At 62.1% G+C, this 24686-nt stretch carries 33 protein-coding genes; 12 read left to right on the forward strand and 21 right to left on the reverse strand.

Going from position 1 to position 24686, the window contains the following annotated elements; translation table 11 throughout:
* Positions 1-18: 18 nt before the first annotated feature.
* Positions 19-618, forward strand: a complete 600-nt coding sequence (locus AC0NIE_RS11950) for a TetR/AcrR family transcriptional regulator (protein WP_473488746.1) — start codon at positions 19-21, stop codon at positions 616-618.
* A gap of 99 nt (positions 619-717) precedes the next feature.
* Here AC0NIE_RS11950 and AC0NIE_RS11955 read toward each other — a convergent pair whose 3' ends face one another.
* Complete coding sequence (locus AC0NIE_RS11955) at positions 718-1971, reverse strand: MFS transporter (RefSeq protein WP_473488745.1); 1254 nt, start codon at positions 1969-1971, stop codon at positions 718-720.
* Positions 1972-2102: 131 nt separating this feature from the next.
* Between AC0NIE_RS11955 and AC0NIE_RS11960 the strand changes: the two genes are divergently transcribed.
* Positions 2103-2972, forward strand: a complete 870-nt coding sequence (locus tag AC0NIE_RS11960; protein ID WP_473488744.1) for an AraC family transcriptional regulator — start codon at positions 2103-2105, stop codon at positions 2970-2972.
* A 106-nt stretch (positions 2973-3078) separates the two neighbouring features.
* Here AC0NIE_RS11960 and AC0NIE_RS11965 read toward each other — a convergent pair whose 3' ends face one another.
* The 6 genes from AC0NIE_RS11965 to lgt form a co-directional block, all read right to left on the reverse strand.
* The gene (locus AC0NIE_RS11965) at positions 3079-4014 is read right to left on the reverse strand and encodes a ribose-phosphate pyrophosphokinase (RefSeq protein WP_123148470.1); all 936 of its coding nucleotides are present in this window, start codon (positions 4012-4014) and stop codon (positions 3079-3081) included.
* A 167-nt stretch (positions 4015-4181) separates the two neighbouring features.
* Entirely contained in the window at positions 4182-4799 is a 618-nt protein-coding gene (locus tag AC0NIE_RS11970; protein WP_473488743.1) for a hypothetical protein, read from the reverse strand.
* Between the two features lie 53 nt (positions 4800-4852).
* On the reverse strand, positions 4853-6004 hold the full coding sequence (locus AC0NIE_RS11975) for a M24 family metallopeptidase (protein ID WP_473488742.1): 1152 nt from the start codon (positions 6002-6004) through the stop codon (positions 4853-4855).
* Entirely contained in the window at positions 6004-6798 is a 795-nt protein-coding gene (gene pgeF, locus AC0NIE_RS11980) for a peptidoglycan editing factor PgeF (RefSeq protein WP_473488741.1), read from the reverse strand. Before pgeF ends, AC0NIE_RS11975 begins: the two co-directional genes overlap by 1 nt.
* 133 nt (positions 6799-6931) lie before the next feature.
* Positions 6932-8020 carry a class I SAM-dependent methyltransferase gene (locus AC0NIE_RS11985; RefSeq protein ID WP_473488740.1) on the reverse strand — a complete coding sequence of 363 codons (1089 nt, stop codon included), beginning with the start codon at positions 8018-8020 and terminating at the stop codon, positions 6932-6934.
* Positions 8017-8871 carry a prolipoprotein diacylglyceryl transferase gene (gene lgt, locus AC0NIE_RS11990; protein ID WP_473488739.1) on the reverse strand — a complete coding sequence of 285 codons (855 nt, stop codon included), beginning with the start codon at positions 8869-8871 and terminating at the stop codon, positions 8017-8019. The genes AC0NIE_RS11985 and lgt overlap by 4 nt, the downstream gene beginning before the upstream one ends.
* A gap of 131 nt (positions 8872-9002) precedes the next feature.
* On the opposite strand from lgt, the gene AC0NIE_RS11995 reads away from it, so the two are divergent.
* The 3 genes from AC0NIE_RS11995 to AC0NIE_RS12005 all read left to right on the forward strand — a co-directional run bounded on the left by AC0NIE_RS11995 (position 9003) and on the right by AC0NIE_RS12005 (position 10506).
* Positions 9003-9305 carry an accessory factor UbiK family protein gene (locus AC0NIE_RS11995; protein WP_473488760.1) on the forward strand — a complete coding sequence of 101 codons (303 nt, stop codon included), beginning with the start codon at positions 9003-9005 and terminating at the stop codon, positions 9303-9305.
* Positions 9306-9633: 328 nt separating this feature from the next.
* On the forward strand, positions 9634-10134 hold the full coding sequence (locus tag AC0NIE_RS12000; RefSeq protein WP_006202532.1) for a type III secretion system chaperone family protein: 501 nt from the start codon (positions 9634-9636) through the stop codon (positions 10132-10134).
* Between the two features lie 12 nt (positions 10135-10146).
* Complete coding sequence (locus tag AC0NIE_RS12005; RefSeq protein ID WP_292180350.1) at positions 10147-10506, forward strand: tRNA-binding protein; 360 nt, start codon at positions 10147-10149, stop codon at positions 10504-10506.
* Positions 10507-10693: 187 nt separating this feature from the next.
* Here AC0NIE_RS12005 and AC0NIE_RS12010 read toward each other — a convergent pair whose 3' ends face one another.
* The 4 genes from AC0NIE_RS12010 to AC0NIE_RS12025 all read right to left on the reverse strand — a co-directional run bounded on the left by AC0NIE_RS12010 (position 10694) and on the right by AC0NIE_RS12025 (position 14705).
* Positions 10694-11779, reverse strand: coding sequence for a glycosyltransferase family 4 protein (locus tag AC0NIE_RS12010; RefSeq protein WP_473488738.1), 1086 nt, complete (start codon positions 11777-11779; stop codon positions 10694-10696).
* Positions 11780-12000: 221 nt separating this feature from the next.
* On the reverse strand, positions 12001-13413 hold the full coding sequence (locus AC0NIE_RS12015; RefSeq protein ID WP_473488737.1) for an ATP-binding protein: 1413 nt from the start codon (positions 13411-13413) through the stop codon (positions 12001-12003).
* Between the two features lie 52 nt (positions 13414-13465).
* Positions 13466-14185 carry a response regulator gene (locus AC0NIE_RS12020; protein WP_095491594.1) on the reverse strand — a complete coding sequence of 240 codons (720 nt, stop codon included), beginning with the start codon at positions 14183-14185 and terminating at the stop codon, positions 13466-13468.
* Positions 14172-14705, reverse strand: coding sequence for a MarR family winged helix-turn-helix transcriptional regulator (locus AC0NIE_RS12025; protein ID WP_031255243.1), 534 nt, complete (start codon positions 14703-14705; stop codon positions 14172-14174). The genes AC0NIE_RS12020 and AC0NIE_RS12025 overlap by 14 nt, the downstream gene beginning before the upstream one ends.
* Positions 14706-14953: 248 nt before the next feature.
* On the opposite strand from AC0NIE_RS12025, the gene AC0NIE_RS12030 reads away from it, so the two are divergent.
* The 3 genes from AC0NIE_RS12030 (at position 14954) to AC0NIE_RS12040 (ending at position 17071) form a co-directional block, all read left to right on the forward strand.
* Entirely contained in the window at positions 14954-15847 is an 894-nt protein-coding gene (locus tag AC0NIE_RS12030) for a branched-chain amino acid aminotransferase (RefSeq protein WP_029349987.1), read from the forward strand.
* A gap of 145 nt (positions 15848-15992) precedes the next feature.
* Complete coding sequence (locus AC0NIE_RS12035) at positions 15993-16310, forward strand: hypothetical protein (protein ID WP_095491592.1); 318 nt, start codon at positions 15993-15995, stop codon at positions 16308-16310.
* Positions 16311-16429: 119 nt separating this feature from the next.
* Complete coding sequence (locus AC0NIE_RS12040) at positions 16430-17071, forward strand: MBL fold metallo-hydrolase (RefSeq protein WP_473488736.1); 642 nt, start codon at positions 16430-16432, stop codon at positions 17069-17071.
* Positions 17072-17186: 115 nt separating this feature from the next.
* Here the strand turns inward: AC0NIE_RS12040 and AC0NIE_RS12045 are convergent, their stop codons facing one another.
* The 3 genes from AC0NIE_RS12045 to AC0NIE_RS12055 form a co-directional block, all read right to left on the reverse strand.
* Positions 17187-17603 carry a BA14K family protein gene (locus AC0NIE_RS12045; RefSeq protein WP_473488759.1) on the reverse strand — a complete coding sequence of 139 codons (417 nt, stop codon included), beginning with the start codon at positions 17601-17603 and terminating at the stop codon, positions 17187-17189.
* A 217-nt stretch (positions 17604-17820) separates the two neighbouring features.
* Complete coding sequence (locus tag AC0NIE_RS12050) at positions 17821-18033, reverse strand: cold-shock protein (protein ID WP_006202521.1); 213 nt, start codon at positions 18031-18033, stop codon at positions 17821-17823.
* A 256-nt stretch (positions 18034-18289) separates the two neighbouring features.
* On the reverse strand, positions 18290-18502 hold the full coding sequence (locus AC0NIE_RS12055) for a cold-shock protein (RefSeq protein WP_023799871.1): 213 nt from the start codon (positions 18500-18502) through the stop codon (positions 18290-18292).
* A gap of 437 nt (positions 18503-18939) precedes the next feature.
* On the opposite strand from AC0NIE_RS12055, the gene AC0NIE_RS12060 reads away from it, so the two are divergent.
* Positions 18940-19338: a Kazal-type serine protease inhibitor family protein gene (locus AC0NIE_RS12060; RefSeq protein ID WP_473488735.1), complete on the forward strand. Its 399-nt coding sequence runs from the start codon at positions 18940-18942 to the stop codon at positions 19336-19338.
* A gap of 231 nt (positions 19339-19569) precedes the next feature.
* Here the strand turns inward: AC0NIE_RS12060 and AC0NIE_RS12065 are convergent, their stop codons facing one another.
* From AC0NIE_RS12065 to AC0NIE_RS12075, 3 genes are read right to left on the reverse strand one after another with little or no spacing between them, the layout of a single operon-like run.
* Complete coding sequence (locus AC0NIE_RS12065) at positions 19570-19707, reverse strand: hypothetical protein (RefSeq protein WP_473488734.1); 138 nt, start codon at positions 19705-19707, stop codon at positions 19570-19572.
* Positions 19708-19757: 50 nt separating this feature from the next.
* Positions 19758-20006 carry a hypothetical protein gene (locus tag AC0NIE_RS12070; protein ID WP_473488733.1) on the reverse strand — a complete coding sequence of 83 codons (249 nt, stop codon included), beginning with the start codon at positions 20004-20006 and terminating at the stop codon, positions 19758-19760.
* A complete protein-coding gene (locus tag AC0NIE_RS12075; RefSeq protein WP_292213191.1) occupies positions 20003-20269 on the reverse strand; it encodes a hypothetical protein in 267 nt (88 codons plus the stop codon). Before AC0NIE_RS12075 ends, AC0NIE_RS12070 begins: the two co-directional genes overlap by 4 nt.
* A 374-nt stretch (positions 20270-20643) precedes the next feature.
* Between AC0NIE_RS12075 and AC0NIE_RS12080 the strand changes: the two genes are divergently transcribed.
* From AC0NIE_RS12080 to AC0NIE_RS12090, 3 genes are all read left to right on the forward strand, one after another.
* Positions 20644-20838, forward strand: a complete 195-nt coding sequence (locus AC0NIE_RS12080) for a hypothetical protein (RefSeq protein ID WP_473488732.1) — start codon at positions 20644-20646, stop codon at positions 20836-20838.
* A gap of 78 nt (positions 20839-20916) precedes the next feature.
* Complete coding sequence (locus AC0NIE_RS12085; protein ID WP_292180390.1) at positions 20917-21180, forward strand: DUF1488 family protein; 264 nt, start codon at positions 20917-20919, stop codon at positions 21178-21180.
* Positions 21181-21341: 161 nt separating this feature from the next.
* A complete protein-coding gene (locus AC0NIE_RS12090) occupies positions 21342-22976 on the forward strand; it encodes a tetratricopeptide repeat-containing sulfotransferase family protein (RefSeq protein ID WP_473488731.1) in 1635 nt (544 codons plus the stop codon).
* Positions 22977-22983: 7 nt separating this feature from the next.
* Here the strand turns inward: AC0NIE_RS12090 and AC0NIE_RS12095 are convergent, their stop codons facing one another.
* From AC0NIE_RS12095 to AC0NIE_RS12110, 4 genes are all read right to left on the reverse strand, one after another.
* Positions 22984-23337: a DUF1428 domain-containing protein gene (locus tag AC0NIE_RS12095; RefSeq protein WP_473488730.1), complete on the reverse strand. Its 354-nt coding sequence runs from the start codon at positions 23335-23337 to the stop codon at positions 22984-22986.
* A gap of 67 nt (positions 23338-23404) precedes the next feature.
* Positions 23405-23833: a VOC family protein gene (locus AC0NIE_RS12100; protein WP_473488729.1), complete on the reverse strand. Its 429-nt coding sequence runs from the start codon at positions 23831-23833 to the stop codon at positions 23405-23407.
* A gap of 128 nt (positions 23834-23961) precedes the next feature.
* Positions 23962-24150: a hypothetical protein gene (locus AC0NIE_RS12105; protein WP_473488728.1), complete on the reverse strand. Its 189-nt coding sequence runs from the start codon at positions 24148-24150 to the stop codon at positions 23962-23964.
* A gap of 134 nt (positions 24151-24284) precedes the next feature.
* Positions 24285-24674, reverse strand: coding sequence for a nuclear transport factor 2 family protein (locus tag AC0NIE_RS12110; protein ID WP_473488727.1), 390 nt, complete (start codon positions 24672-24674; stop codon positions 24285-24287).
* Positions 24675-24686 lie beyond the last annotated feature (12 nt).

Below are 24686 nucleotides of genomic sequence, written 5' to 3' on the forward strand. Positions count from 1 at the left end.
GGCAGTTCGGAGATTGGAATGCGCGAGGACACCAAGGCTGCGCGTCGAGCACATATCGAGAGGGCAGCCTACAAGCTTCTCAAGGAGAGAGGCTACGGCGGGACTTCCATGCTTGGCATAGCCAAAGAGGCAAAGGCGTCAAATGAAACCCTCTATCGCTGGTATGGCGACAAGAAGGGCCTGTTCAAGACGATGGTCGAAAACAATGCAAGGGCGACGAAGGCGGCACTGGATGCGGCAATCAGGAACGACGTCGATCCTCTGGTAACCCTTGAAGATGTTGCTCCGATCCTGCTATCGATGCTGCTTGGTGAGCGGGCAATTTCCCTGAACCGCGCGGCTGCTTCTGACGAAAGTGGCGAATTGGGTGCGACGATTGCCGCAGGCGGCCGCGATTCGGTATTTCCGCTGATCGAGAAATTGATCCAGCGCGGCTTGGAGAGCGGTGCGCTGGCCGCGCCCTCTGCGCGCATTGCGGCCGATTGGTTCTTGAACCTGCTGATCGGTGATCTGCAGATCCGGCGGGTCATTCACACTCTGCCGGTTCCTTCAGACAAGGACGTCCATTCCAGAGTCGTCGCTGCGATCAGTGCGTTTAGAAAGCTTTGTGGCACGTGACGACAAAAATCGACCTGTGACCATACTCACGCGTAGGGTGAGCAGGAAGACGGCTGCTCCTGAGAGCAATGACAGCGTAGCTTAAGGCCGAAATCCAACTCAAGCTTCACCGATCGTGGTCTCTTCATCGATCTTCCTGGCTTGCCTCATGTTGGGAAGGAAAACCGTCAGCAGCCCGAGCAACGGCAGGTAGGAACAGATCTGAAAGACGAAGTCGATGCCTTTCATGTCGGCGACGACGCCGAGCACGGCGGCGGCGATGCCGCCCATGCCGAAGGCGAAGCCGAAGAAGATGCCGGCGATCATGCCAACCCGGCCGGGCACCAGCTCCTGGGCGAAGACGACGATGTTCGAGAAGGCCGAGGACAGGATCAGGCCGATCAGCACGGTCAGGATCATCGTCCATTCGAAATTGGCGTAGGGCAGGGCCAGCGTAAAGGGCAGCACGCCGACGATAGAGAACCAGATCATCGCCTTGTGTCCGTAGCGGTCGCCGAACGGGCCGCCGAGTAGGATGCCCAGCGCCGAGGCGCCCAGGAACAGGAACAGCATGACTTGCGACATCTGCACCGAAACGCCGAATTTATCGATGGCGTAGAAGGTGTAGTAGCTGGCGAGGCTGGCCATGTAGGCGTTCTTGGTCAGCACCAGCAAGGTCAGCACCGCCAGCGCGCCCATCACCTTGCGGCGCGGGAAGGGCGAGACGAAGCCGGCCGCCTTGCGGTTGGCGAGCGAGGCGCGCAGGCGGCTGTACCAGCCGCCGACCCGCCACAGTACGAGGATGCCGATCAGCGAGCCGGCGGCAAACCAGGCTATGCTGGTCTGGCCGAAGGGCACGACGATGAAGGCGGCCAGCAGCGGCCCGATGGCCTGGCCGAGATTGCCGCCGACCTGGAACAGCGATTGCGCCAGGCCGAACCTGCCGCCCGAAGCGAAGCGGGCGATGCGGGAGGATTCCGGGTGGAAGATCGCCGAGCCGATGCCAATCAGCGACGCGCCGATCAGCAGCAGCCAATAGTGTCCGGCATAGGCCAGCACGATCAGGCCGATCAGCGAGGACGCCATGCCATAGGGCAGCGAATAGGGCATCGGCCGCTTGTCGGTGACCATGCCAATCAGCGGCTGCAGCAATGACGCCGTCACCTGGAAGGTGAAGGTCAATAGACCGATCTGCCAGAAATCGAGACCGTAATTGCCCTTCAGCAGCGGATAGATGGCCGACAGCAGCGACTGCATGACGTCGTTGACACAATGGCAGAAGCTCACCGCAAGGATGACGGTGAAGGCCGTCGCTTGCGCCGAAGTGTGGCTGGCCGTCGCCGGCGTGGCGGTGGTAGCTGTCGTATCGGTCAAGGCAGGCTCCATGGTCTTTTTGGCGGACGCTCCCGCAGGCGGCCCTTATGGCCCCGCTGCCTTATAAGTCACTTGCCGGGCGACTTCTTTCGTGGTTTGGTCCAATAGTTTCGCGAGTGGGCCAATACCCAATGCCGCATGGCAACGAAATCTTCAAAGCGGGCGACACCGATCTCGGCCAGTTCACCGATCTCGGGCAGTTGCATCAGCGCCGCTGGCAGTGGCTGGAGCAGGCCGTCGGGCCGGCGGTGGCCCTGCCGACCGAATATCCCGACGGCTACCTTGTGCCGCAGCACCGTCACAGTCGCAGTCAATTGCTGCATGCGCTTGTCGGCGTCGTGCTGGTTACGACGCGGCATGGGCGCTGGATGGTGCCTCCCGATCATGCCATGTGGATTCCTGCCGGCACCGAGCATTCCGTCGAGATGCTTGGCGACGTCAGCATGCGCTCGGTCTATGTGATGCCGGACGCCATTGCGGGGCTGCCGCATGGACTGCGCGTCGTCGGCATTACAGATCTGATGCACAGCCTGATCGTGGAATCGGAAAAGCTGCCGCAGGGCGCCGAGTTGGAGGGGCGCGGCGGGCTGATCATGAGCCTCCTGCTGCATGAAATCCCGAACCTGCCGGAACGGCCGCTCGGCCTGCCTTTTCCTTCAGATCCAAGGCTTGCGGCACTCTGCCGGCGCTTCGTCGCAGCACCCTCGCCGCACGCGACAATCGACGAATGGGCCGATATCGTCGGCATGAGCCGCCGTTCCTTCACCCGTGCCTTTCATCGCCAGACCGGATTGTCGCTGTCGACATGGCGCCAGCAGGCCTGTCTGTTCGCGGCCTTGCCGAGGCTGGCCGACGGCGAGCCGATCACAAGGGTGGCGCTCGACCTCGGCTATGACAGCGTGCCGGCCTTTATCACCATGTTCAAGCGCATGCTGGGAGCGTCGCCGCGCGGCTATATGCGCGGGTCAAGGGACAACATCAGGGTGTCGACGAACGGATAGCGCATGACCCCGAACCTTCGGTTCGGAAAGGATCGTGCGCAAAATCAAAGTGCTACAGCGTCCTTTGCGCGTCCGCTGGACGCGCGGCGCTGTAGGCTGGCAGATTTCAGTCGAACAGGCTCGACACCGATTCTTCGGTCGCGGTGCGCGAGATCGCCTCACCCATCAGGTCGGCGATGGAGATGACGCGGATGTTGCTGGCGTCGAGCACCGCCTGGGTCGGCTGGATGGAATCAGTGATGACCAGTTCCTGCAGTTTCGAGGCGCCGATGCGGGCGATGGCGCCGCCCGACAAAACGCCATGGGTGGTGTAGGCGGTGACGCTGGTGGCGCCGGCGGCAAGCAGTGCATCGGCCGCATTGCACAAGGTACCGCCCGAATCGATGATGTCGTCGATCAGCAGGCAATCCTTGCCGCGCACGTCGCCGATGACGTTCATGACTTCCGATTCACCGGGGCGCTCGCGACGCTTGTCGACGATGGCAAGCTGGGCATCGATGCGCTTGGCGAGCGCGCGGGCGCGGACCACGCCCCCGACATCCGGCGACACGACCATGACATTGGCAAGCTTCTTGTATTTCGCCTTCACGTCGCGGGCCATGACCGGCACCGAGAAGAGATTGTCGGTCGGGATGTCGAAAAAGCCCTGGATCTGGCCGGCATGGAGATCCAGCGTCAAGACACGATCGACGCCCGCGCGCGTGATCATGTTGGCGACCAGCTTGGCCGAGATCGGCGTGCGGCCCGAGGCGCGGCGGTCCTGCCTGGCATAGCCGAAATAGGGAATGACCGCGGTGATGCGCTTGGCCGACGAGCGCATGAAGGCATCGATCATGATGAGCAGTTCCATCAGGTGATCGTTGGTCGGGAACGAGGTGGACTGCAGGACGAAGACATCCTCGCCGCGCACATTCTCCTGGATCTCGACGAAGATTTCCTGATCGGCGAAGCGCCTGACGCTGGCTTTGCCCAGCGGGATGTTGAGATAGCGGGCGACCGCTTCGGCCAGCACCCTGTTGGAATTGCCCGCGAAAAGCTTCATGCACCGTTCCTGGTGAAGGATGGAGACTCTGGCAGACTCTCTTGAGCCCCTTAGTCGGGGCTTTTAGCGGCCCGTGCCGGTATTGCAAGCGTCGTGATCGGGAATCCGCCGGCTAATCTCAATAAACGTCGACGGCGAGGGAAGCCGGCAACATGTCGGCCCGCCGGTCAGCCCGCTTGGCCGCCAAGCCATGTGGCGAACTGGTCGATCGTCTGATCGGCGATCGCCTGCATGGTCTCCGGCGCGACAGCAGCCCAGCCTTCGCCATCATTGACCGAGGGCGCCTTCTGCTGACCGTTGATGCGATGCAGCCGGTTGCCTGCCGGGTCATAGACGTCCCAGACATAGATAACGGTGGTATCCTTGCCTTCCGACATCGTTGAGAAATAGCCTTTCAGCACATGCGTCGGGGTCTGGCCGGCGCTGCCTGCCAAGGTGATGCCGCGCTGCTTGGCTCGCGTTTGAAGCGCCGCGGTCAGCGGTGTCGCGGCTTCCACCGAGGCGCCGACGATCGGCGCTACCTGCAGTCGGGTTCGTGCGATGACGGCGGCGCTCTTTGCGGGCGGCGCGGTCGTGGTTGCAGGCTGCGCAGGGGCGGGAGGCTCTGTTGCTGCGGAAGACTGCGCGGTCGTTGCAGGTGTGGTGGGCGTTGCAGCCGTGCCGGTTCCGGCCGTTGGCGACTGCGGGGCGATGGCCGAGGGTTCGAGAACGTCCTTCGCGTTGGTGCAGGCGGCCAGCGCCAGCGCCGCGAGCAATGACACGGTCGTCACGTGCGATCGCCTCATTCCCTCAAAACTCCCTGGCGATGAACGCCCTTTGCATCCGTACCATTATGGATTCATTGCACAATCAAGTCGAGATCATGGCGGGACAGCGGTTTCGGCTGCGATTCAGTCGTCAGATAGGTGCGGCCGAGCGTCATTGCCGTCTCGGTTTCGGAGTCCATGATGATCATGTGGGCGAACAGCGTCATGTTTGGCGCAATGGGTTCCGGATTGCCCTGATAGAACATCGGCATGTCCATCCATGATGGGGTGAAGCGGGCGCCGAGCGAATAGCCGCAGGCGTTGAGCCGGTGTTTGGTCAAGTTGTGCGCCTCGAGCGTGCGGGCATGCGCGTCAAACACATCGCCGAAGGTATTTCCGGGCGTCATCGCCTTTTCGACCGCCAGAAGTGCGGCGCGCGCAGCATCGAACAGTTCCTGGTGACGCTTCGACACTTTGCCGGTCAGCACCGTGCGCATCATCGCCGCATGGTAGTGGTGGAAGACGCCGGCCCATTCGAGCGTCAGCTGGTCGTTCTTGCCCAGCTTGCGACGGCCGGCCTTGTAACGGCAAAGCAGCGCGTCCACGCCAGAGCCGATGATGAACTCGTTGGCCGGATAATCGCCGCCGCCGGCAAAGATCGCGCCCTGCATGGCGGCAAGGATCAAGGCTTCGTCGCCACCCTGCTTGATCAGCGGCAGGGCCGCGTCCAGCGCGTCGTCGGCGAGATTTGCGGCCTTTTCCACCTTGGCGACTTCGGCCGGGCTCTTGAACAGGCGCAGCCGGTTGACGATGCCGGAAGCGTCGGCGATCTGGCCAAAGGTCTGCAATTGCTCGTCCAGGCGCCGGCCATTGTAGGCGGTCAAGCCGTGGGTGTCGTATTCGACGCCGATGCGGGCGCCGAGCAGGTCGAGATCGTTGAGCAAATTGCGCAGGTCGATCGCCGGATTGGCACCGTCGCGATCGGTCCACAGCACGATGTTGTCGATGATCGAGGTGTGGCGCGCCTGGCGCAGATCGGCCGAGCGCGTGAGCAGGATCATCGAACCGTCTGCCTTCACCACCAGGCACTGGAAGAAGCAGAAGCCGAAAGTATCGTAGCCGGTCAGCCAGTACATGCTCTCCTGAGCAAACAGCAGGACGGCATCGAGTTTCTTCTCGGCGATCTCGATCATCAGCCGATCGCGCCGCGCGTCAAATTCCGACCGTTCGAAATGCAGCGCCATTATTCTGTCTCCAAAACGATTGCCGAAATCTGCCGCCCGTAATCCGGCTCCTTGCGATGCGTGCTGCGCCGGTAGGAATAGAACAGATCCTCCTCGGCATAGGTGCAGCGGCCGAGCCCGTCGGCGACCACGCCGGTCCGGGTAAGCCGATCGACCGTATAGAGGTTGAGGTCGAACATCGCGTGCCCTGGTTTCGCGGAAGGCGCGAAATAGCGGATATTGTCGGCGTCGGCCTCGATGAAGCGGGCGACGAATTCCGGTCCTACCTCGTATTTTTCTGGGCCGATGGAAGGACCAAGAACCGCAACGATGCGCTCGCGCCGGGCGCCGAGGCCTTCCATAGCCGCAATGGTGTTTTCCAGCACGCCTGACAAAGCGCCCTTCCAGCCGGCATGGGTTGCGCCGATGATACGTGCTTCGGCATCGGCGAACAGCACCGGTCCGCAATCGGCGGTCGAGGCGCCGACGGCGATGCCCGGCCGGTCAGTGACGACAGCGTCGGCCTTCGGCCGCTCGCCGGAAAAGGGCTCCCTGGCGATGACGACGTCGGGCGAATGGATTTGGTGGGCGGTCAAGAGATGGCTTGATGGCACGCCCATCCAGTCGGCGACGCGGCGGCGGTTCTCGGCTACTTGCGTCTGGTCGTCGCTTGAGCCGGTGCCGATGTTGAGGCCCCGATAGATGCCGCTGGAGACGCCGCCGATGCGGGTGAAATAGCCGTGGCGAATGCCTTGCGCCCGCGCCTTTTCCAGCAAGGGCGACCGAACGGGATCCGGCTTGGTCTGATTCAGCATGGCGGCGTTGTTGTCCGTGTGGGCGATTTCGTCAAGCGACAGTCCAAAGATCGCGACAGTCCACAGATGAGCTACACTCCATAGATCGGCGACAGTCGGAAATAGGGAGAGTGGGAGAGGCGGCAGTGAAAAGTCAATCCGCCGTTGCAAAGGGCGGAACGGCGATGCCGGCAGGCAGGACGGCAAGCACCTTGAACAGGTCGCCCATGGCTTGCGGGCCGGCGAGGCGTTCGACCTCGCCTGCAATCTTTTCGCGAGCCGCCTCATTGGCGTTGGCGCCGAGCTGGCCGGCGCGTTCGAGAAGGCCCATTTCCACCAGGAATTCGCCTTGCGTGGAGAGATGGGCATCGAGGCCGTGTGCCCGCACAATTGCGGCAAGGGCGGCGAAATCGACATGGGCGGTGAGATCGGCTTCGCCCGGATTGGCCAGCACATCTTCGTGATCGTGCTTGCGCAAGGCCTGCAACGTGTCGCCGATCCCTGGCTGGAGGTAGCCATAGTCGAGGAACAGGCCGGCGCCACCGAGCCCGGCCAATCGCTCGGCGATGCTCGCCATCAGCGCGGCTCGGGCCGGCGCGACCTCGACGATCGCGCCCTGTGGGGCGTTTTCGGCATCGTTCGGCAACAGCGTTGGATCGACCGAGCTGGCGCCGGCGAAGAAGTGCAATTCGTCGGCGCTATCGAGGCCGATCATCCGTTCGCGCCAGCCTGTTCCGGCGCGGACGAACTGGCGGATCGGCACTGCGTCGAACAATTCGTTGCCGACGATGAAAAGCGGGGTCTGCGGCAGCGTATCGATGCTTTCGTGCCAGCCGATCGTGGCCGGCGTGGCGGCAAGTGTTTGCCTTTGGACATCTGCCAGTCTTGGGCTGGTCTCGATCATGGCGAACGATGCGCCGGCGGTCAGCGCCGGATCGAGCCGCGAAAGCGTGCGCAGCATGTCCTTCATCAGCGTGCCGCGGCCGGGGCCGATCTCGGCGATGGTGACCGGCATCGGCCGGCCGGTCACTAGCCAGGCTTCATAGAGCCAGACAGCGATCAGCTCGCCGAACATCTGGCTGATCTCCGGCGCGGTGACGAAGTCGCCGGCAGCCCCGAACGGCTCGCGCGTCGTATAGTAGCCGTCCTGCGGGTCGAACAGGCAAAGCGCCATGTATTGGTTGACGGGGATCGGCCCCGCCGCAGCGATCAGCTTGACGATGCGGGTTTTTAGTCGGGTCATACCGGCTGTGGCTGTGTTACCGGCTTTGCCGTCGCCATCGCCCAGATGCCGGCCAGCAGCATCGGCAGCGACAGCACCATGCCCATGGTCAGCCAGCCGGTGCCGAGGAGATAGCCGAGCTGCTGGTCGGGCTCGCGGAAGAATTCGACGAAGATGCGCGAGAGACCGTAGCCGGCGATGAAGGCGCCGCCGACGAAGCGCGGCGTCTTCAGCTTGAGCCTGGAATGGGTGAGGAAGCGCAGGACCAGGAACAGCACCAGGCCTTCGAGCAGCGCCTCGTAGATCTGGCTCGGATGGCGCGCAAATGGCCCGCCATTGGGGAATTCGACCGCCCATGGTACGTCGGTCGGCCGGCCCCAGAGTTCGGAGTTGATGAAATTCGCCATGCGGACAAGGCCAAGGCCGACCGGCACGCCAGCCGCCACCACATCGAACAGCGACCATGTGCGGATGCCGCGCGACCAGGAAAACAGCGTCATGGCGAGAATGACGCCCAGCATCCCGCCATGGAACGACATGCCGCCCTGCCAGACGGCAACGATATCGAGCGGATGGGCGATGTAGCGCGGCAGGTCGTAGAACAGCACGTAGCCGGTGCGCCCGCCAAGCACCACACCGATGGCCGCCCAGACGATGAAGTCGTCGAGGTCCTCGGGCTTCATTGGCACGGTGCCGTCGGGCCAGAGCCTCGCATTGGTGACGAGCCGCTTGGCATACCACCAGGCAAAGAGAATGCCGACGATGTAGCCGACGCCATACCAGTGCACCGCCAGCGGTCCGATCTGGACGATGACCGGGTCGATGTTGGGGAAGGGCAGGGCGGCCAGCGGCAGCATAAGATATTCGCTCAACAGGATCTCCTGGTTGCGATCACGTTCGGGCGCGGACCATGCGGCAGGGTTTTGACGGGGTCAAGGCGACGTGGATGCTTGCATTCCGCGTCGCGCGCCACTACGTCAAATCGAGCAAGCGAGGATTTGCCATGTCGACCGGACCGAATCGCATTCTCGATGAATTCGCCAAGCTGATGACCGACGCTGCGGGTGCCGCGCAAGGCGTGCGCCGCGAAGTGGAAACCGCCTTCAAGGGGCAGGCCGAGCGAGTTCTCAACTCGATGGACCTGGTGCAGCGCGAAGAATTCGAAGCTGCCCGCGATATGGCGGTAAAAGCCAGGGAAGAAAATACCCGTCTCGCGACGCGCCTCGAAGCGCTCGAGGCGAAGCTCGCCGAATTGACAGGGCAGACCGCACCTGCGGCTGCGACAAAGCCCAGATCAAAAAAATAATCGTTAAACTTTTCCACAAAGCACAATCGCAAAAAGCGCTTTGTCGTGAATCGCTTACCGGCATTGCGTGAATCTTTGTGACAGCGGCTTTCCACATGCGAATGACGCAGTGCGAAAAATTGGGCTGGTCACGCGACTCCCGATCAATAGACTGAATTTGTTGCATGATTCGGAGCAGGGTCATGCGCCGGGCGGTGGGGTCCGGTCTGGGGTCTTTGCGTTGACGAAGTCCCGGCCGTCCGAGTTCTAGACAAGATTGTTCGTTGTGTGTGCCTCTCCCGCGGAGCGTGTGGTGGCGCTCCGCTCCCAGAACGACAGGAAGCATTCCATGGAACTTCTCGAACTCGAATTCTCGCGCGAAATCCATCCGGTGGATGTTATCGAGCAGGTGGCGCACAACAACGACTGGTCCTTCGAACGGGCCGGCGACGACGAGATTTCGATTTCGGTTGCCGGAAGCTGGACCGACTACCACGTCTCATTTTCCTGGATGGAGGATTTCGAGGCGCTGCATCTGGCCTGCGCTTTCGACATCAAGGTGCCGGAGGCGCGCGCGCTCGAAGTGATGCGGCTGCTTTCGCTGATCAACGAGCAGATGCTGTTCGGCCATTTCGACCTCTGGGAACAGGAAGGCGCGATCATGTTCCGCCAGTCGCTGCTGCTCGCCGGCGGGGTCGAGCCGTCGAGCCAGCAGGTCGAGGTGCTGTTGTCGTCGGCGCTGGAAGCCTGCGAATGCTATTTCCAGGCGTTCCAGTTCGTTGTCTGGTCGGGAACCTCGGCCAAGGATGCGCTGGCCGGCGTCCTGTTCGAGACCTACGGAAACGCCTGAGCCAGGTCCTCAATGAGTTCGAGCAGCCAGCGCAAGCCCGAGATCAGCTTCGCCGATTTCGACCGTGTCGATATCCGCGCCGGCACCATCGTCGAGGCCGAACCGTTTCCCGAGGCGCGCAAGCCGTCGATCAAGCTGAAGATCGATTTCGGCCCTGACATCGGGGTGAAGAAATCATCGGCGCAGATCACCAAATATTATGCGCCGGAAACGCTGATCGGCCGGCAGGTGTTCGCGGTGGTCAATTTTCCGCCGCGGCAGATCGGACCCTTCATGTCGGAAGTGCTGACGCTTGGCTTTCCCGACGAGGAGGGTGCTGTCGTCCTCGGCGCAATCGAACGCAGGGTGCCTGACGGCGGCAGGTTGTTCTAGCTTCGTCATCCACGGGCGGAGCGGGAGCGAAGCGGACGCGCAGACCCGAGGATCCATGCCGTAGCAGTGGTCGAAGAATAGGACGGTCCAGAATCGCGTTGTTCTTTCCTTGGCCGCTCCTGTGGAGCAAGTGCGGCTCGCCGCCGCCTCAACCCAACAGGTTCTTCACCGAAGGGCCGCTCGCAGGTCACGGAATGGATCCTCGGGTCTGCGCGTCGGTTTCGCCGCCGCTTCGCCCGTGGATGACGAAAGTTGGTGTCAGTTTTCGCTGGGTGCCCAGCGCCTCTCCAACCGTTTCCAGGAACATCTCCGCGCAGGCTTTCCAGCTATAGCGCATCGCCCGTTGGCGCGCCTCGGCGCGATCGACGTGGAGCGCGGCGAGCGCGGCCTCACGCAAATCGTTCGACACAGCTCCGCCGACGCCGTCGCCGACAATGTCGATTGGTCCCGTCACCGGATAGGCTGCGACCGGCGTGCCGCTGGCTAGCGCCTCGATGATGACATTGCCGAACGTGTCGGTGCGGCTGGGGAAGACGAAGACATCGGCCGAGGCGTAGATTTCGGCCAGTTCGTCGTTCGGGCGGTGGCCAAGGAAATGGGCATCGGGGTATCTGGCCTTGAGCCTGGCCAACTCCGGCCCCTCGCCGACGATCACCTTGCTGCCGGGCAAATCCAGATCGAGGAAGGCGGCCAGGTTCTTTTCGATCGCGACGCGGCCGGCACAGAGGAAGATCGGTCGCTGGAGTCCCAGATCCTTCTTCTTGTCCGGCCGGAAATGGTCGGTGTCGACGCCGCGCGTCCATGGTCTCAGCTTGGTGAAGCCGCGCGCCGACAAATCGTCCGCCAGCGACTGGGTGGCGACCAGAGTGCCCTGTCCGGAATTGTGGAAATCGCGAAGCCAGCGATAGGCCCAGGCTTCCGGTATCGGCAGCCGCGCGCTCAGATATTCCGGAAAACGCGTGTGGTAGCTTGTCGTGAACGGCCGGCCTGTTCTGCGGCAATAGCGCCGCGCCATGATGCCGAGCGGACCTTCGGTGACGATATGGATATGATCGGCATTGCGCGCTTCGATCAGGCGCGCGATGTGGCCTGGCGTCGTCAGCGCCAGCCGGATGTCCGGATAGGTCGGCATGGGCAAGGTGCGAAAGATGTTCGGGGTCAGGAAGTCCGTCTCGACGCCGAGGGATTTCAGGGTTTCCGAAAGCCGTTCCAGCGTGTGGACGACGCCGTTGACTTGCGGGCGCCAAGCGTCGGTGACCATCAGGATGCGCATAGCAGCCCTTTGCTTGAAAGGTCGTCGGTTTCCTTGATGCGGGGCCGCAAGGCCGAATCAATCAGGATCACGCGCTTCATGCGCGCTCTTCAGCATGGTTTCATGACGGGCCGATGAAGGCATAGCCGATGGCCGTCTACAACCATGCGCATCGGCCCGAAAATCGAATCCGATAGTGTAGAGCGTACTTTGTGCGTCCAATTGGACGCACGTCGCTCTAATCAGGCGGGAACCTTGATGACTGCGCGCAAGCCGCCGAGCGGGCTCTTGTCGAGCATGATGTCGCCGCCATGGCTGCGGGCGATGTCGCGTGCGATGGCAAGGCCAAGGCCAGTGCCGCTGGCGTCGAGGTTGCGGGCCTCGTCAAGCCGCACGAAAGGCTTGAACACCTCCTCGCGCTTTTCGGGTGGAATGCCCGGACCGTCGTCGTCGATGGTGACGAGCAGCGAGCCGCGGCCGTGGTTGGCGTTGATCTCAACCGTCTTGGCATAACGGAAGGCGTTGCCGACGACATTGGATAACAGCCGGGCAAAAGCGTGGGGCCGCACATGCACATTTGGATCACCGGCGAGCGCGGTCGACAGTTTGCGCTTGCGCAGCGTGGCCTCCTCGCCGAGCTTGTCGAAATAGGCTTGAAGATTGAAACGGCCGGCGTCTTCCGTCGCCTCGCCGCGGGCAAAGGCGAGATAGCCTTCCAGCATGGACTGCATGTCATCGATGTCCTGACCAAGCGCCTCGGTGTCGGCCTTGGTCCCGGTCAGCGCAAGCTGCAGCTTGAAGCGGGTGAGAATGGTCCTCAAATCGTGACTGACGCCGCTCAGCATGGCGGTGCGCTGTTCGAGCTGGCGTTCGATGCGTTCGCGCATCTGGATGAAAGCAAAGCCGGCGCGGCGAACCTCCTCGGCGCCGCGCGGACGAAAATCGAGCGGCATCGGCCGGCCCTTGCCAAAACTTTCGGCGGCCTCGGCCAACGTCAGGATCGGCCGGATCTGGTTGCGCAGGAACGGGATGGCGATCATCAGCAGCACCAGCGAGGTGCCGACCATCCAGATCAGGAAAATATGCGTGTTCGAGGCATAGGCCTGACTGCGGCGCACGAAGGCGCGCAGCACCTTGCCTTCGAGCTGCACGCGGACCTCGATGATATTGGAATTGCCGACCGTATCGATCCAGAACGGACGGTTGATCTGATGGGTGATCTCGGACGAGAGAATCTCGTCGAGGATCGAGAAGAACGGCTTTGGACCGGGCGCCGGCAGCGGATCGGGCGGAAGCAAGTCGATCTTCAGCTGCATGCGGTCCTGTGCGATGCGGATGATGTTGGCGTAGTCGGCGTCGTTCGGATAGGTTTCGACCAGGTCGACGATGGCGGCAATGTCACGGACCGTGGCCTGCGACAGGCGCTGCGTCACGGTCTGCCAGTGGCGTTCCATGAAAACAAAGGCGAGGACCGATTGCAGCAGGATCATCGGTGCGATGACGATGATCAGCGAGCGGGCATAGAGCCGCTTCGGCATGTAAAGCGAAACGAGGCGCCAGAACCGTTTCCAGGCAAGCGGCACCGCCTTGAGCGCCCGCGTGGCGCGAGCGCTCAAGCCGCGATCTCCCGGCCGTTCCAGTTGCGTGGTTGCCATACGCCCTTTTTGCTCATCTGCAGCCAGTCAACAAGGGGCTGCGGGCGGCAGTCTATTCCACGCTGAGCCGATACCCAATACCGCGCACGGTCTGCAGCCAGACCGGATTGGACGGATCGCGCTCGATCTTGCGGCGCAGCCTGTTGATCTGGACGTCGATGGTGCGTTCGCCGACTTCGGACTCGTCGCCGACAAGCTCATGGCGCGGTATCGTTTCGCCGGCCCGCGCCGCGAAGATCGCCAGGATCTCCTGCTCGCGGTCGGTCAGCTTCAGAGCCTCGCCGCCGCGCTTGAGCTCCCGCCTGGCGATCTGGAACGTGTAGGGGCCGAAGACCAGTTGCTCGACCTTGGGCGTCGTTGCCGGACCGCCGCGGCGCAGGATGTTGTTGATGCGCAGGATCAATTCGCGGGGATCGAAAGGCTTCGGCAAATAGTCGTCGGCGCCGGCCTCGAGCCCGGTGATCCGGCTGTCGGTCTCGGAGAGCGCGGTAAGCATCAGGATCGGCACGTTCTTGCTTGCCCGCAGCGCCTTGGCGAGATCGACGCCGGTTTCGCCCGGCATCATGATATCGAGCACGAGCAGGTCGAAATCGAGGCCGGCGAGCTTGCGCCGCGCTTCGCCGGAATTTCCGGCAACGGTGACGCGAAAGCCGTTTTCGGTCAGATATTGTTTGAGAAGATTGCGGATACGGGTATCGTCATCAATCACCAGCAGATGCGGCGCGTCGTCGTCCGGTGCTGCCGGTCGATCAACCCTTTCAATGGTCTCCATGGCTTTTCCCTGACGTTTTTGCGGGCACAATGTCGATCTGCGCCCTTAGTTCCGGATTGACCATCGCTTCCAGGAAGCGCTCGATCAAGGCGCGTTCGGTGGCTCCGGAATCTTCCAATGCAGCATGGATGCGGCGTGACTGTGGCCGTGCCAGCGCCAGTGCCAGGGCGCGGCCCTTGGCTGTCGGATAGAGCTCGCGCTGGCGGCGGTCGCGCGGACCCTGCAACTGGACGATGTGGTCGGTGTCGATCAGTTGCTTGAGCACGCGCGCCAGGCTCTGCTTGGTGATCTTCAGCACGTCGAGGAGTTCGGCGACCGTCAGGCCCGGCCTGCGATTGACGAAATGCAGAACCCGGTGATGGGCGCGGCCGAAGCCGTAGTCGGACAGGATCTGGTCCGGATCGGAGGTAAAATCGCGATAGGCGAAGAAGAACAATTCGATGATGGCAAAGTCGATGCCGTCCTCGTCGGTGATCGCCGTCCTGATCGGTTTTCCGGCTGGGTGGCTGCGATCCGTCATCTTTTCTCCGTGCGAAAGGGAAATTATGTCAGTACTATTGACGTAATTTCCCGGCAATGGTAATTTTTGACAAGCTTTTCGGCGGATTGCGAACGAAAAGGCAAGGGAAAGCCGTTTTTCCGGAACTTCCTGTGTTTGCCAGACCTTATATATCCGCCTACGCTTCGAGATACCGGCCGCCCGGTGCGGCTGACATGAAACACGCAACGACACAATAATGTGCGGGCGGCCGCCCGCGGGAGGTTACCATGGCATCCGTTCCCTTTGACCAAATGGACGGCTTTATCTGGATGAACGGCGAGTTCGTCAAATGGGCCGACGCCAAGATCCACGTGCTGACCCATGGCCTGCACTACGCCAGCGCGGTGTTCGAGGGCGAGCGCGCCTATGGCGGCGAGATTTTCAAGCTGACCGACCACAGCGAGCGCCTGCACGAATCGGCACGCCTCCTCGGCTTCAAGATTCCCTATTCGGTTGCCGAGATCGACGACGCCTGCCGCACGCTGTTGAAAAAGCAGGGTTTCCAGGATGCCTATGTCCGGCCGATCGCCTGGCGCGGCAGCGAACAAATGGGGGTTTCGGCGCAAAACAGCAGGATCAACTGCGCCATCGCCATCTGGCAGTGGCCGAGCTATTTCGATCCGGCACAGAAGCTGAAGGGCATCCGTCTCGATCTGGCCGAATGGCGCCGCCCCGATCCGCGCACCGCGCCGTCGAAATCGAAGGCTGCCGGCCTCTACATGATCTGCACCATGTCCAAGCATGCCGCCGAAGCCAAAGGCTATGCCGACGCCATGATGCTCGACTGGCGCGGCCAGGTTGCGGAAGCGACCGGCGCCAATATCTTCTTCGTCAAGGATGGCAAGATCCACACACCCACCCCCGATTGCTTCCTCGACGGGATCACCCGCCGTACGGTGATCGGCCTTGCCAAGGATCGCGGCTTCGAGGTGATCGAGCGCACCATCATGCCGGAAGAGCTCGAAGGCTTCCAGCAGTGCTTCCTCACCGGAACGGCGGCCGAGGTGACGCCCGTTTCAGAGATCGGTCCATACCGATTCGAGGTGGGTGAAATCGCCAAGACTCTGATGAACGACTATTCTGCAGCCGTTCAACCCAAGCATGCGATCGCCGCAGAATAACGAAAGTCACAGCTTTTTTAATAAGTAGGGGCGGTTTTCGAGCCGCCCCTTTTATTTAAGCAGTTCTGCATTTGACTTTCGTCCAATTCGGCGTCTCATGATGCTGTCGGCCCGGGAGGCTGGCAGCTATGGAGGGACTGGTAATATGGACATGAACACGCTTCTTCCGATCATTGTTCAGGTGATTACGGGTATCATCGGTGGCCAGGCGGTGGGCGCGGCGCTCAAGACAGCGGCAATGGGGCAGCTTACCAAAATCCTGGGCGGCGCGCTTGGCGGCGTCGGCGGTGCGGCCATCCTCGGCAGCCTGCTCGGCGGTGGTACGATCGATCCGGCTGCAGCCGCAGCGGCAACGAGCGGATTGGGCAGCGCGCTGAATGTGCAGAACATCGTCGGCGGTGCCGGTGGTGGCGCCATTCTGACGGCCATCATCGGCGCGGTCATGAATGCGATGAAGAAGTAAGCCTGGCGGTTTCGGGCTTTTCGCATGGGCGGCTTCGGCCGCCCATTTTTGTGCGTGGCAGCGGTGGACGCCGTTTACATGTGTCTCTACATCAGGGCCGACACAGCGAAAGGACGATCATGGGTCAGCTCAATGCCGGTATCGTGCCGGTCACGGCGTTCCAGCAAAACTGCACCATCCTCTTCGACATGGACGACAGACAAGGCGTTGTCGTCGATCCGGGCGGCGACATCGACAAGGTGCTGGCAGTGCTCAAGGACAATGCGATCAACGCCGGTGCAATCTGGATCACGCATGGTCATATCGACCACGCCGGCGGCGCCATGGAGCTGAAGGAGGCGCTCGGCATCGAGATCATCGGCCCGCATGAGGCCGATCGTCCGTTGCTTGCCAAACTCGAGAACCAGGCGAGACACTACGGCATCGCCGATCCGGTGCGCAACTGCGTGCCCGACCGCTTTCTCAGCGAAGGCGATACCGTCTCGTTCGGCCAGCACGCGTTCGAGGTCCTTCATTGCCCCGGCCACGCGCCCGGCCATGTCGTCTACTACAATCGTGCTGCGAGGTTCGCACATGTCGGCGACGTGTTGTTCCGCGGCTCGGTCGGGCGCACCGACCTGCCGGGCGGCGACCACGCCGCGCTGATCGCCTCGATCAAGGACAAGCTCTTGCCGCTCGGCGACGACATCGGCTTCATCTGCGGCCATGGTCCCGGCGGCCGCTTCGGCGAGGAGCGCCGGAGCAATCCATTCCTGATTTAAAGCGCGTCGCGTGTGGGGTGCCTCATGCGACGCGCTTCAATCTCTTCCCTTATGCATGCTGACAACAAAAACGCGCTGGCCTTGCGGACAGCGCTTTGTTTGGGGGCAGGAAGCCTCAGTTCGCGGTGCAGAAATGCTGTTCGCCGTCATAGCCGATGAACGTGCCGGTGCGGGCGTTGAAAGAGCGATAGCGATCCGAACAATATTCATACCAGCCACGGGTCCATGGCTCTGCGTAGCCGTCATTGTAGACGACCCGCGGTTCCGCGTAGTAGCGGCGCACCGGGGCGGAGCGTGGATAACGACCATAATCGTCGTAGCCGGGGTCGTAATAGCTGGGCTGCGGGTTGTTGAGCGCACCAACGATCAGGGCGCCGGCCGCGAGGCCAAGGACGCCTGCCGCGATCGCATCGCCATTGCCACGATGATGGTGCCGGTGGCGCCAGTCACCAGCGCTGGCCGCTGGCAAGGTCGCGAGCGTGGTCGCAGCAATCGCGGCGGACAGGACGGCGGTCTTGAAAATTCGATTCATGTCGGTCTCCTTCATGCCGGCCCGGTTAATCTCGGGGATGCGGTCCGGCTTTACCGAAGCTAATAGGTGACCGTGACTGAACGGGGGCTGAACGAAATTGACGGGCTGGGGCCAGCCGATATTCATCGATCGGGCATGGCGCAAGGCACAAATATCGTACGCTCAACAAGGAGCGGACCTGCGCCACGGGACCGTCCGACGCTGTCTCGAGCTCGGCTCAGCCGATCGACAGGTTGACGGCTTTCGGACCCTTGCCGCGCTTGTCCGGCTCCGTGTCGAATGTTACCTTCTGCCCATCCTCAAGACCGGGAAGACCCGACGCCTGCACGGCCGAAATATGGACGAAGACATCCTTCGCGCCATCATCCGGCGTGATGAAGCCGAAGCCTTTGGCATGATTGAAGAATTTGACGGTGCCGGTCTGCGGCATGGGAAGCTCCTTTGATCCCATCAAGTCCAGTCTCGGGCCGGCAAATGCCCGAGTGGAAATTTGTCGTTTATTTTAGCGTCATCGGCAAGAGAAAGTTTTGCGAGCCCTGGCTTGCCGCCACGCCACGAAAAAGGCGCGACAAAAACCGCCGCGCCTTCGAAAACTCGGGTCCGGCGCTGAAAGCCGGTTCAAGGCCTTTGGTGGGGCCTCGGGCACACTCCTGGCACGTCCGCGCGGACGTGCGCGCGCCGACGATTCAGTCCGCGCGCAGATTGACCGCCTTCGGCCCCTTGCCCATGCGGTCGGGCTCGACGTCGAAGGTGACCTTCTGGCCATCGACGAGCGTGCGCAGGCCCGAAGCCTCGATCGCGGAGATGTGGACGAACACGTCCTTGGCGCCGTCATCTGGCGTGATGAAGCCGAAGCCTTTGGTAGCGTTGAAGAATTTAACGGTGCCGGTCTGGGCCATTGGGGAAACTCCTTCACCCGTGTCAGTCTTTGTGGTTTGCCCGCCGCCTGACGCCGTGGGCAAGTCCCGGTGGTTGCTTCGGCAGTCATGCATTGGCGCATGGTCAAAACCCCCCGCCGAAAAACGGGGCCGTCAGAGATTCACAGTATCGGGGAAAGGTCGTCCAAAACGTTCCGCTCTCCGGGTCGCAAATGCCCGAACACGAAATTTATCGCACGGAAAGGTGATCGTTGCAAGGTAGCGTCCGCGGGCCGACCGATGGGCGCATAGCCTCGATAGACTGGGGTGCTCGCCCGGTCATCAGCCAGAGCCTGGCCACGCATGGTCCAGCAGGCGGGGCAGCTTGCAAACAGGGGTTGCATTTGGCAGCGGAATGGCGAGGATCGGCCTGGAGTGGAGCGCATCTTGCACCGGAGCGGGGCCCGGGAGGTATGATCATGAAATTTCTTGCGGCAATCTTCTCGCGGCAGGGTTTTGCCATCCTATTGCTGTCGGCAGTTCTTGCAGCCTGTACCGCGGTTGTGGTGGAGGAAGGACCGCGGTACCGCCCGCCAAGGCCCGGGCCGCAATTCTGCACCAAGCAGTATGATCCGGTCTGCGCCCGGCGCGGTGGCGACCGCCAGACCTTCGCCAATGCCTGCCTTGCCGAGCGGGCCGGATATCGCATCATCAGCGGCGGCCAGTGCCGCGACGGTGGCGGTGATGGAGAGCAGACATTCTGCACGCGCGAATACCGCCCGGTCTGCGCCCGCCGCGGCGGCGAGTTGCGCACCTTCCCCAACGCCTGCGAGGCTCGCGCCGCCGACTATCGCATCGTCGACGACGGTCCCTGCTGAGAGGCTGGTTTCCTCCCCGTCTCCGGGCGGGGAGGGGCTCATCCATCAACTGGGCGTAGCCGCGCGAGGGCAACTGGCGGCTCTTGCCTCTACGCCGGCAGCCTCGCCTTGCGGCAATAGGCGATGAACTCGGCCCTAGCCAATCCTGACCCTATGGCTTCGAAATTATGTGATCTTTGATCCGATCCGCGCGGTGGCTGGATGAATGCAGGGCTGCTCATCCGTCCGCCGCTAGCCCTTGGACTTCGGTTTCAAACCGGCCTCCGCCTGCTTGACAGCCGAGTCGAAGGGCGAGGCCGGTTTTGCCGCCGTCTTGTCCTTCTTGGGCTTGCGTGTCTCGCGGTTGCTGCGCAGTTGACCCTTGGCCATTTCCTGGTCCCTCGTGATTGGTGAACATCGTGGCGACGGTTGATGGGCGGCTAGCTGTTTGGATTGTCGGCCACTTCGAGATTGTCTTCCGTGGTGACCCGCTCATGGGTCTCCTCGTCGCTGCGGATGCGGTATTGCGGCGAGCCGTCCTTGACCGGCAGCTTGCTCTTGATCTGGAACAGCTCAGCGGTCTTCTGGACAAGGCCGGTGCGGCTCTTCATGCGAACGGTCTGGCCGATCGCGAAAAGATGTGCGGGCGTGTCGGTGCGCGGGCGTGCGTTCTGCTGGAAGCGGATCATGCGGCATTCTCCTGGTCGCGCCTCAGCGCGGTTTCGAGTTCGGCGAAGTCGATGGCAACCAATTGGCTGGTCTGGCTTTTCACCGTCCTTGCCGGCAGATGGATGAAGGTGGCGACACGGCGCCAGGCAAGCCACGACATGCCATCGATAAGCTCCTCATCGTGGTCGATGTCGTAGTCGCCGGCCGGCAATTTTCCTTCCAGGCCGCCGAGCATGAAGGGTGCCTCGAAATGCGCGATGGAATGGGTAGTTCGGCCAGACATTCTCGTGCCTCGAAGTCTCGTTCCCGGCTTGGATCCGATAAGGTGGTGCCCGCTTCGCGGCACCGGGACTTAAGTGTCGTGTGTCCCGTATCGGCAATTTGGGTATCGGCGATCTGGAATGAGTTTGGCGGGTCGAGAACCTCTGACGCCGCGGATGCCAAGCTTGGCCCAAAAAACGATCTCTATTCATTAATCCGAAATTGCGGTTTATTCAAGAAGATTCCCGCCTGTCGCCGACCTTGTCGCGAAATTACTTTTCTAGGGCTATTTGTAAAATGGTGATACGATCCGGACACTTCACAAGAATTGTTTGAGATTGTGCCGGAAAAATTCATCCCGGCATCGATTTTTATTTACATCTGAAAGGAAAAACCATGGTTTCCGTGAAAACACCTGATAGTTCGACCGTAACAATCGAGCCGATTATCAAGCAGGCCGCCGGGCCTACAAAAGTCATGTCGGCGCGGCTGACGATACGAAGTGACGAGGCAGCAAGGCGAAGGATCGCCGACACCGACGGCACGCTGCGGCGGGCCAGACAGGTTGCGGAGACCAACCGCCTGATCTGACAGCCGGCTTGCAGTGCCCTACTGCGGATGATCCTTTCCGAACCTCCGGTTCGGGGTCATGCGCTGAGGAACTCGATCATGACGCTCAATTTTCCCAACCGCAGCCGCTCCTACGACGCTGCCGCCAGGCGCATTCGCTTCGTCGGCCATGACGGCATGTTCGAAGTGCCCTTCTTTGTGGAGATTGCAGCGCTTTCTGCGGCAACGGCCACGGGCGGGGCGGAAGCCGAGTATCTCAGCGCCTTCGATGCGGAGCGTTCGTCGATCCAGGATGTTGCGCGCGAAGCCTATTCGCACGGCCGCAAGAACATGTATGTATTGACCCAGGCCGATTTCCGGTAAACTGGCCTGCGAACCCTTGAACCTGCCGCGCCGATGGCCTAGATCGCGGCAGGCGGACAAAACACGGCAGGTTTCCCATCAACAGAGATCAGAGAAGACCGGCAGGCTCGGGCGCCAGTTTCGGCTCAGGCGGACAGCCGCCGCTGGGGCTCGACCAGCGCGTGCAGCAGGCGCTGCAATTGCACCAGGCGGGGCGCCGGCAGGAAGCCGAGATGCTCTACCGGCAGGTGCTGGCGCAAAAGGCCAATCATGCGGCGGCAGCACATTTCCTCGGTTTGCTGCTGCACCAGACCGGGCGCAGCGCCGAAGGACTTGATCTCCTCGAACAGTCGGTGCGCCTGCAGCCCAAGAATCCGGATTTCCTCAACAACCTCGGCACGGTGATGCGCGACCTCGGCCGTGTCAGTGCAGCCGTCGATTTCTTCCGTGGCGCGGTGGCAATCCGACCGGACCAACTCGCGGCGCGCGACAATCTCGGCTCCTCGCTGAAGCAACTCGGCCAGTTCGAGGGCGCCGAGGAGATTTATCGCGGCACCATCGGTCGCAACCCGTTCCATGTCCGCGCTCGCATCGGGCTTGCCGAAACGCTGCAGGAGGCAGGGCGGCTCGACCAGGCGCTTGCCGTCTTCCGCGAAGCATTGGCAATTCGGCCGAAGGACGCCGACCTGCTGCATGGCCTGGGCGTCGGGCTGATGGAGAAGGGTAACCTCGGAGAGGCGGCGGAGCATTTCCGGCAGGCGCTGGCGGTCGATCCCGGCATGGCCAGGGCCTGGCTGATGCTCACTCAGGTCAAGCGCCAGCAGGAGCGCGACGCCGAGCTTGCCGGGATGGAGGCGCAGCACGCGAAGGCGCCGGAAGGCAGCCTGGCGCGCATGCAGCTTTCGTTCGGCCTCGGCAAGGCCAATGACGATCTGAAGGATTATGGCCGTGCCTTCGACTATTTCGCCGAAGGCAATGCGATCCGCCGCACGGGCATCGACTATGATGCGGCCAGGACACGTGCCGAATTCGAAACGATGAAGGCGGTGTTCGACAAGGCCTTCTTCGATAGGCACAGACCGAGCGGGATTGCCGACGACACGCCGATCTTCGTCGTCGGCATGCCGCGCTCCGGCACCACGCTTGTCGAGCAGATCATCGCCAGCCACCGCCAAGTCTATGGCGCGGGCGAGCTCGGCATATTGAAGACGGCGGTCGGCAAGCAGTTTCCGCCTGGTATGAAGGGCGGGTTCCCCAGCGGGATTGCCGACCTGCCCGACAAGGCCTATGCCGAGGCAGGCCAGGTCTATCTAGACCTGCTGCACGCCCGCTATCCGGGTTTCCGGCATGTCACCGACAAGATGCCCGGCAACTTCCTGCTGATCGGCTTCATCCATCTGATGCTGCCCAAGGCCAAGATCATCCATTGCGCGCGCGACGCGGCGGCGACCTGCCTGTCGATCTACAAGGTGCATTTCCGCGGCGACAGCCACCGCTACGGCTACGACCTCGGCGAGCTCGCCGATTTCCACAATCTCTACACCGATATCATGGCGCATTGGCGCACCGTTTTGCCTGATGTCGTGCATGATGTGCGCTACGAGGACTTCGTCGCCGACCAGGAAGGACAGACGCGGGCGCTGATCGCCCATCTCGGCCTGCCATGGGACGATGCGGTGCTGTCGTTCCACGAGACCGACCGGCCGGTGCGAACGGCGTCGGCGGCGCAGGTGCGCCAGCCGATGTACCAGGGGTCGGTCGATCTGTGGAAACGCTATGGCGACCGGCTCAAGCCGCTGCTCGACCGGCTAGCGTAATGCGGGCCTACAGCTCAATGAAGGGCTGAAAGCCGCCGAAGATCATGCGCTTGCCGTCGAACGGCATCGCCGACCAGTCGGATTTCATGCGTGGGTCGGCCATCACCTTGGCCATCACCGCATCGCGGCTCTGCCGCGATTCATAGACGGCCCATGAGAAGACGACGACCTCGTCTTCCTTGGCCTGCACGGCGCGCGGGAACGAGGTGACCTCGCCATAGGGCACATCGTCGCCTATGCATTCGACAAAGGCGAGCGCACCATGCTCCTTCCAGACGGCGCCGGCTGTTTCTGCCAGCTTCTTGTAGGCATCGAGATTTGCCTTGGGCACGGCAAGTACGAAACCATCGACATAGGACATTGTGGTTCTCCTTGGGTTGGGTAGGGTTTTTCCTCCTCCCACAACAAGGGGAGAAGGAAAGAAGGCGCTACGCTGCCTTCACCGGCGCGTTCATCGCCCACTCCACGCCGAAGGGATCAGTCAGCTGACCCCAGCGGTCGCCCCAGAACATTACCTGTAGCGGCGTGCCGACCTTGCAGCCGGCGTCGACGGCGCGCTTCCACCAGGCGTCGATGTCATCGCTGCCGAGATGGAGCTGCATGGTGAAGCCCTGCGGCTTCACCGCGGCCATTCCGTGCTCGGGATAGAAGTCGGAGATCATCAAGGTCGAACCGTTGATGTGGAGATGGATGTGCATCGTCCGCCCCTGCTCGTCCGGCGGGTAGAAGAAGACCTGCTCGGCGCCGAAGGCCTTTTTGTAGAATTCGGCGGCTTTGAAGGCGCCATCCAACTGAAGATAGGGCGTCAAGCCGCCAAGGACTTTCGCTGCGGGCTTGGTTTGGGGCTGATCGTTCATGTCTTGCTCCTCTTTGCGTTTGGCTGGCCTTGCCAACCAAAGGACGAACGAGGCGGCGGCAATCCTACATGGCCGCCGAATTTTTTTCGAACGCCAAGATCAAATGCTCAGGCCACGGGCCAAAGGCTTCATATTACCTTGGTCAATGAGGTTGCCATGGCAAGGCGACGTTCGTTTTGCGCGTCGAGGATTTCGGGCCAGCCGATGTCTTTGCGCAATTCGATCGGCAGTGAAAGCAGCGCGCGCTGGCTGCGGTAACGGGCGCGGGTCGCCGAGTAACGGGTCGCGATGCGGCCTCTGGATGACAGAATGGACATGATGCACTCTCCCTGGTTGAAGCCGGCATCATCGTGTCGGCGTCCCAAGGACGTAGCGTGCGGCCATGATCCGACAGACCGCTGAAATTTCTTGTCGTCAGATCAGTACCGGCCCGTGCAAAGGCGGATGTGGTTCAGCTGACCGCCGCGGCTAGCGCAGTGTCGTAATATTCCACCACCTCGACGGCCAGGCCGTCGCGTATTGTCCAGAAATCGGCGACGGGCATCACGAACTCGTCGCCGGTCGTGCGACGTGTCATGTGGTACTCGACCTGGGCGGCAACCTTGTCGCCGCCATCGATGATCTCGACCGGGATGACGCGCCGGTATTCGAAGTCCTCATTCAGGTCCGCCAGGCGCGCAAGGAATTCCTGCTTGCCGCGAGCGCTGCCGGCGCGACGCGACTGCCGCGGATCGGCGATCCAACGAAACACGACATCATCGGCGCAATGCGCCAGTGCGCCCTCGATGTCGCGGTCTGCATAGGCTTGGTAGAAGTTGTTAACCAGGTCTACCGCACGCATATCCTATCCCTC

It is taken from the genome of Mesorhizobium sp. WSM4842 (assembly GCF_055901575.1).

Coding starts and splice junctions, on each gene's coding strand:
- AC0NIE_RS11950 (WP_473488746.1), top strand. CDS start 19: ATGCGCGAGGACACCAAGGCTGCGCGTCGAGCACATATCGAGAGGGCA.
- AC0NIE_RS11960 (WP_473488744.1), top strand. CDS start 2,103: ATGCCGCATGGCAACGAAATCTTCAAAGCGGGCGACACCGATCTCGGC.
- AC0NIE_RS11965 (WP_123148470.1), bottom strand. CDS start 4,014: ATGAAGCTTTTCGCGGGCAATTCCAACAGGGTGCTGGCCGAAGCGGTC.
- AC0NIE_RS11970 (WP_473488743.1), bottom strand. CDS start 4,799: ATGAGGCGATCGCACGTGACGACCGTGTCATTGCTCGCGGCGCTGGCG.
- AC0NIE_RS11975 (WP_473488742.1), bottom strand. CDS start 6,004: ATGGCGCTGCATTTCGAACGGTCGGAATTTGACGCGCGGCGCGATCGG.
- pgeF (WP_473488741.1), bottom strand. CDS start 6,798: ATGCTGAATCAGACCAAGCCGGATCCCGTTCGGTCGCCCTTGCTGGAA.
- AC0NIE_RS11985 (WP_473488740.1), bottom strand. CDS start 8,020: ATGACCCGACTAAAAACCCGCATCGTCAAGCTGATCGCTGCGGCGGGG.
- AC0NIE_RS11995 (WP_473488760.1), top strand. CDS start 9,003: ATGTCGACCGGACCGAATCGCATTCTCGATGAATTCGCCAAGCTGATG.
- AC0NIE_RS12000 (WP_006202532.1), top strand. CDS start 9,634: ATGGAACTTCTCGAACTCGAATTCTCGCGCGAAATCCATCCGGTGGAT.
- AC0NIE_RS12005 (WP_292180350.1), top strand. CDS start 10,147: ATGAGTTCGAGCAGCCAGCGCAAGCCCGAGATCAGCTTCGCCGATTTC.
- AC0NIE_RS12010 (WP_473488738.1), bottom strand. CDS start 11,779: ATGCGCATCCTGATGGTCACCGACGCTTGGCGCCCGCAAGTCAACGGC.
- AC0NIE_RS12015 (WP_473488737.1), bottom strand. CDS start 13,413: ATGGCAACCACGCAACTGGAACGGCCGGGAGATCGCGGCTTGAGCGCT.
- AC0NIE_RS12020 (WP_095491594.1), bottom strand. CDS start 14,185: ATGGAGACCATTGAAAGGGTTGATCGACCGGCAGCACCGGACGACGAC.
- AC0NIE_RS12025 (WP_031255243.1), bottom strand. CDS start 14,705: ATGACGGATCGCAGCCACCCAGCCGGAAAACCGATCAGGACGGCGATC.
- AC0NIE_RS12030 (WP_029349987.1), top strand. CDS start 14,954: ATGGCATCCGTTCCCTTTGACCAAATGGACGGCTTTATCTGGATGAAC.
- AC0NIE_RS12035 (WP_095491592.1), top strand. CDS start 15,993: ATGGACATGAACACGCTTCTTCCGATCATTGTTCAGGTGATTACGGGT.
- AC0NIE_RS12040 (WP_473488736.1), top strand. CDS start 16,430: ATGGGTCAGCTCAATGCCGGTATCGTGCCGGTCACGGCGTTCCAGCAA.
- AC0NIE_RS12045 (WP_473488759.1), bottom strand. CDS start 17,603: ATGAATCGAATTTTCAAGACCGCCGTCCTGTCCGCCGCGATTGCTGCG.
- AC0NIE_RS12050 (WP_006202521.1), bottom strand. CDS start 18,033: ATGCCGCAGACCGGCACCGTCAAATTCTTCAATCATGCCAAAGGCTTC.
- AC0NIE_RS12055 (WP_023799871.1), bottom strand. CDS start 18,502: ATGGCCCAGACCGGCACCGTTAAATTCTTCAACGCTACCAAAGGCTTC.
- AC0NIE_RS12060 (WP_473488735.1), top strand. CDS start 18,940: ATGAAATTTCTTGCGGCAATCTTCTCGCGGCAGGGTTTTGCCATCCTA.
- AC0NIE_RS12065 (WP_473488734.1), bottom strand. CDS start 19,707: ATGGCCAAGGGTCAACTGCGCAGCAACCGCGAGACACGCAAGCCCAAG.
- AC0NIE_RS12070 (WP_473488733.1), bottom strand. CDS start 20,006: ATGATCCGCTTCCAGCAGAACGCACGCCCGCGCACCGACACGCCCGCA.
- AC0NIE_RS12075 (WP_292213191.1), bottom strand. CDS start 20,269: ATGTCTGGCCGAACTACCCATTCCATCGCGCATTTCGAGGCACCCTTC.
- AC0NIE_RS12080 (WP_473488732.1), top strand. CDS start 20,644: ATGGTTTCCGTGAAAACACCTGATAGTTCGACCGTAACAATCGAGCCG.
- AC0NIE_RS12085 (WP_292180390.1), top strand. CDS start 20,917: ATGACGCTCAATTTTCCCAACCGCAGCCGCTCCTACGACGCTGCCGCC.
- AC0NIE_RS12095 (WP_473488730.1), bottom strand. CDS start 23,337: ATGTCCTATGTCGATGGTTTCGTACTTGCCGTGCCCAAGGCAAATCTC.
- AC0NIE_RS12100 (WP_473488729.1), bottom strand. CDS start 23,833: ATGAACGATCAGCCCCAAACCAAGCCCGCAGCGAAAGTCCTTGGCGGC.
- AC0NIE_RS12105 (WP_473488728.1), bottom strand. CDS start 24,150: ATGTCCATTCTGTCATCCAGAGGCCGCATCGCGACCCGTTACTCGGCG.
- AC0NIE_RS12110 (WP_473488727.1), bottom strand. CDS start 24,674: ATGCGTGCGGTAGACCTGGTTAACAACTTCTACCAAGCCTATGCAGAC.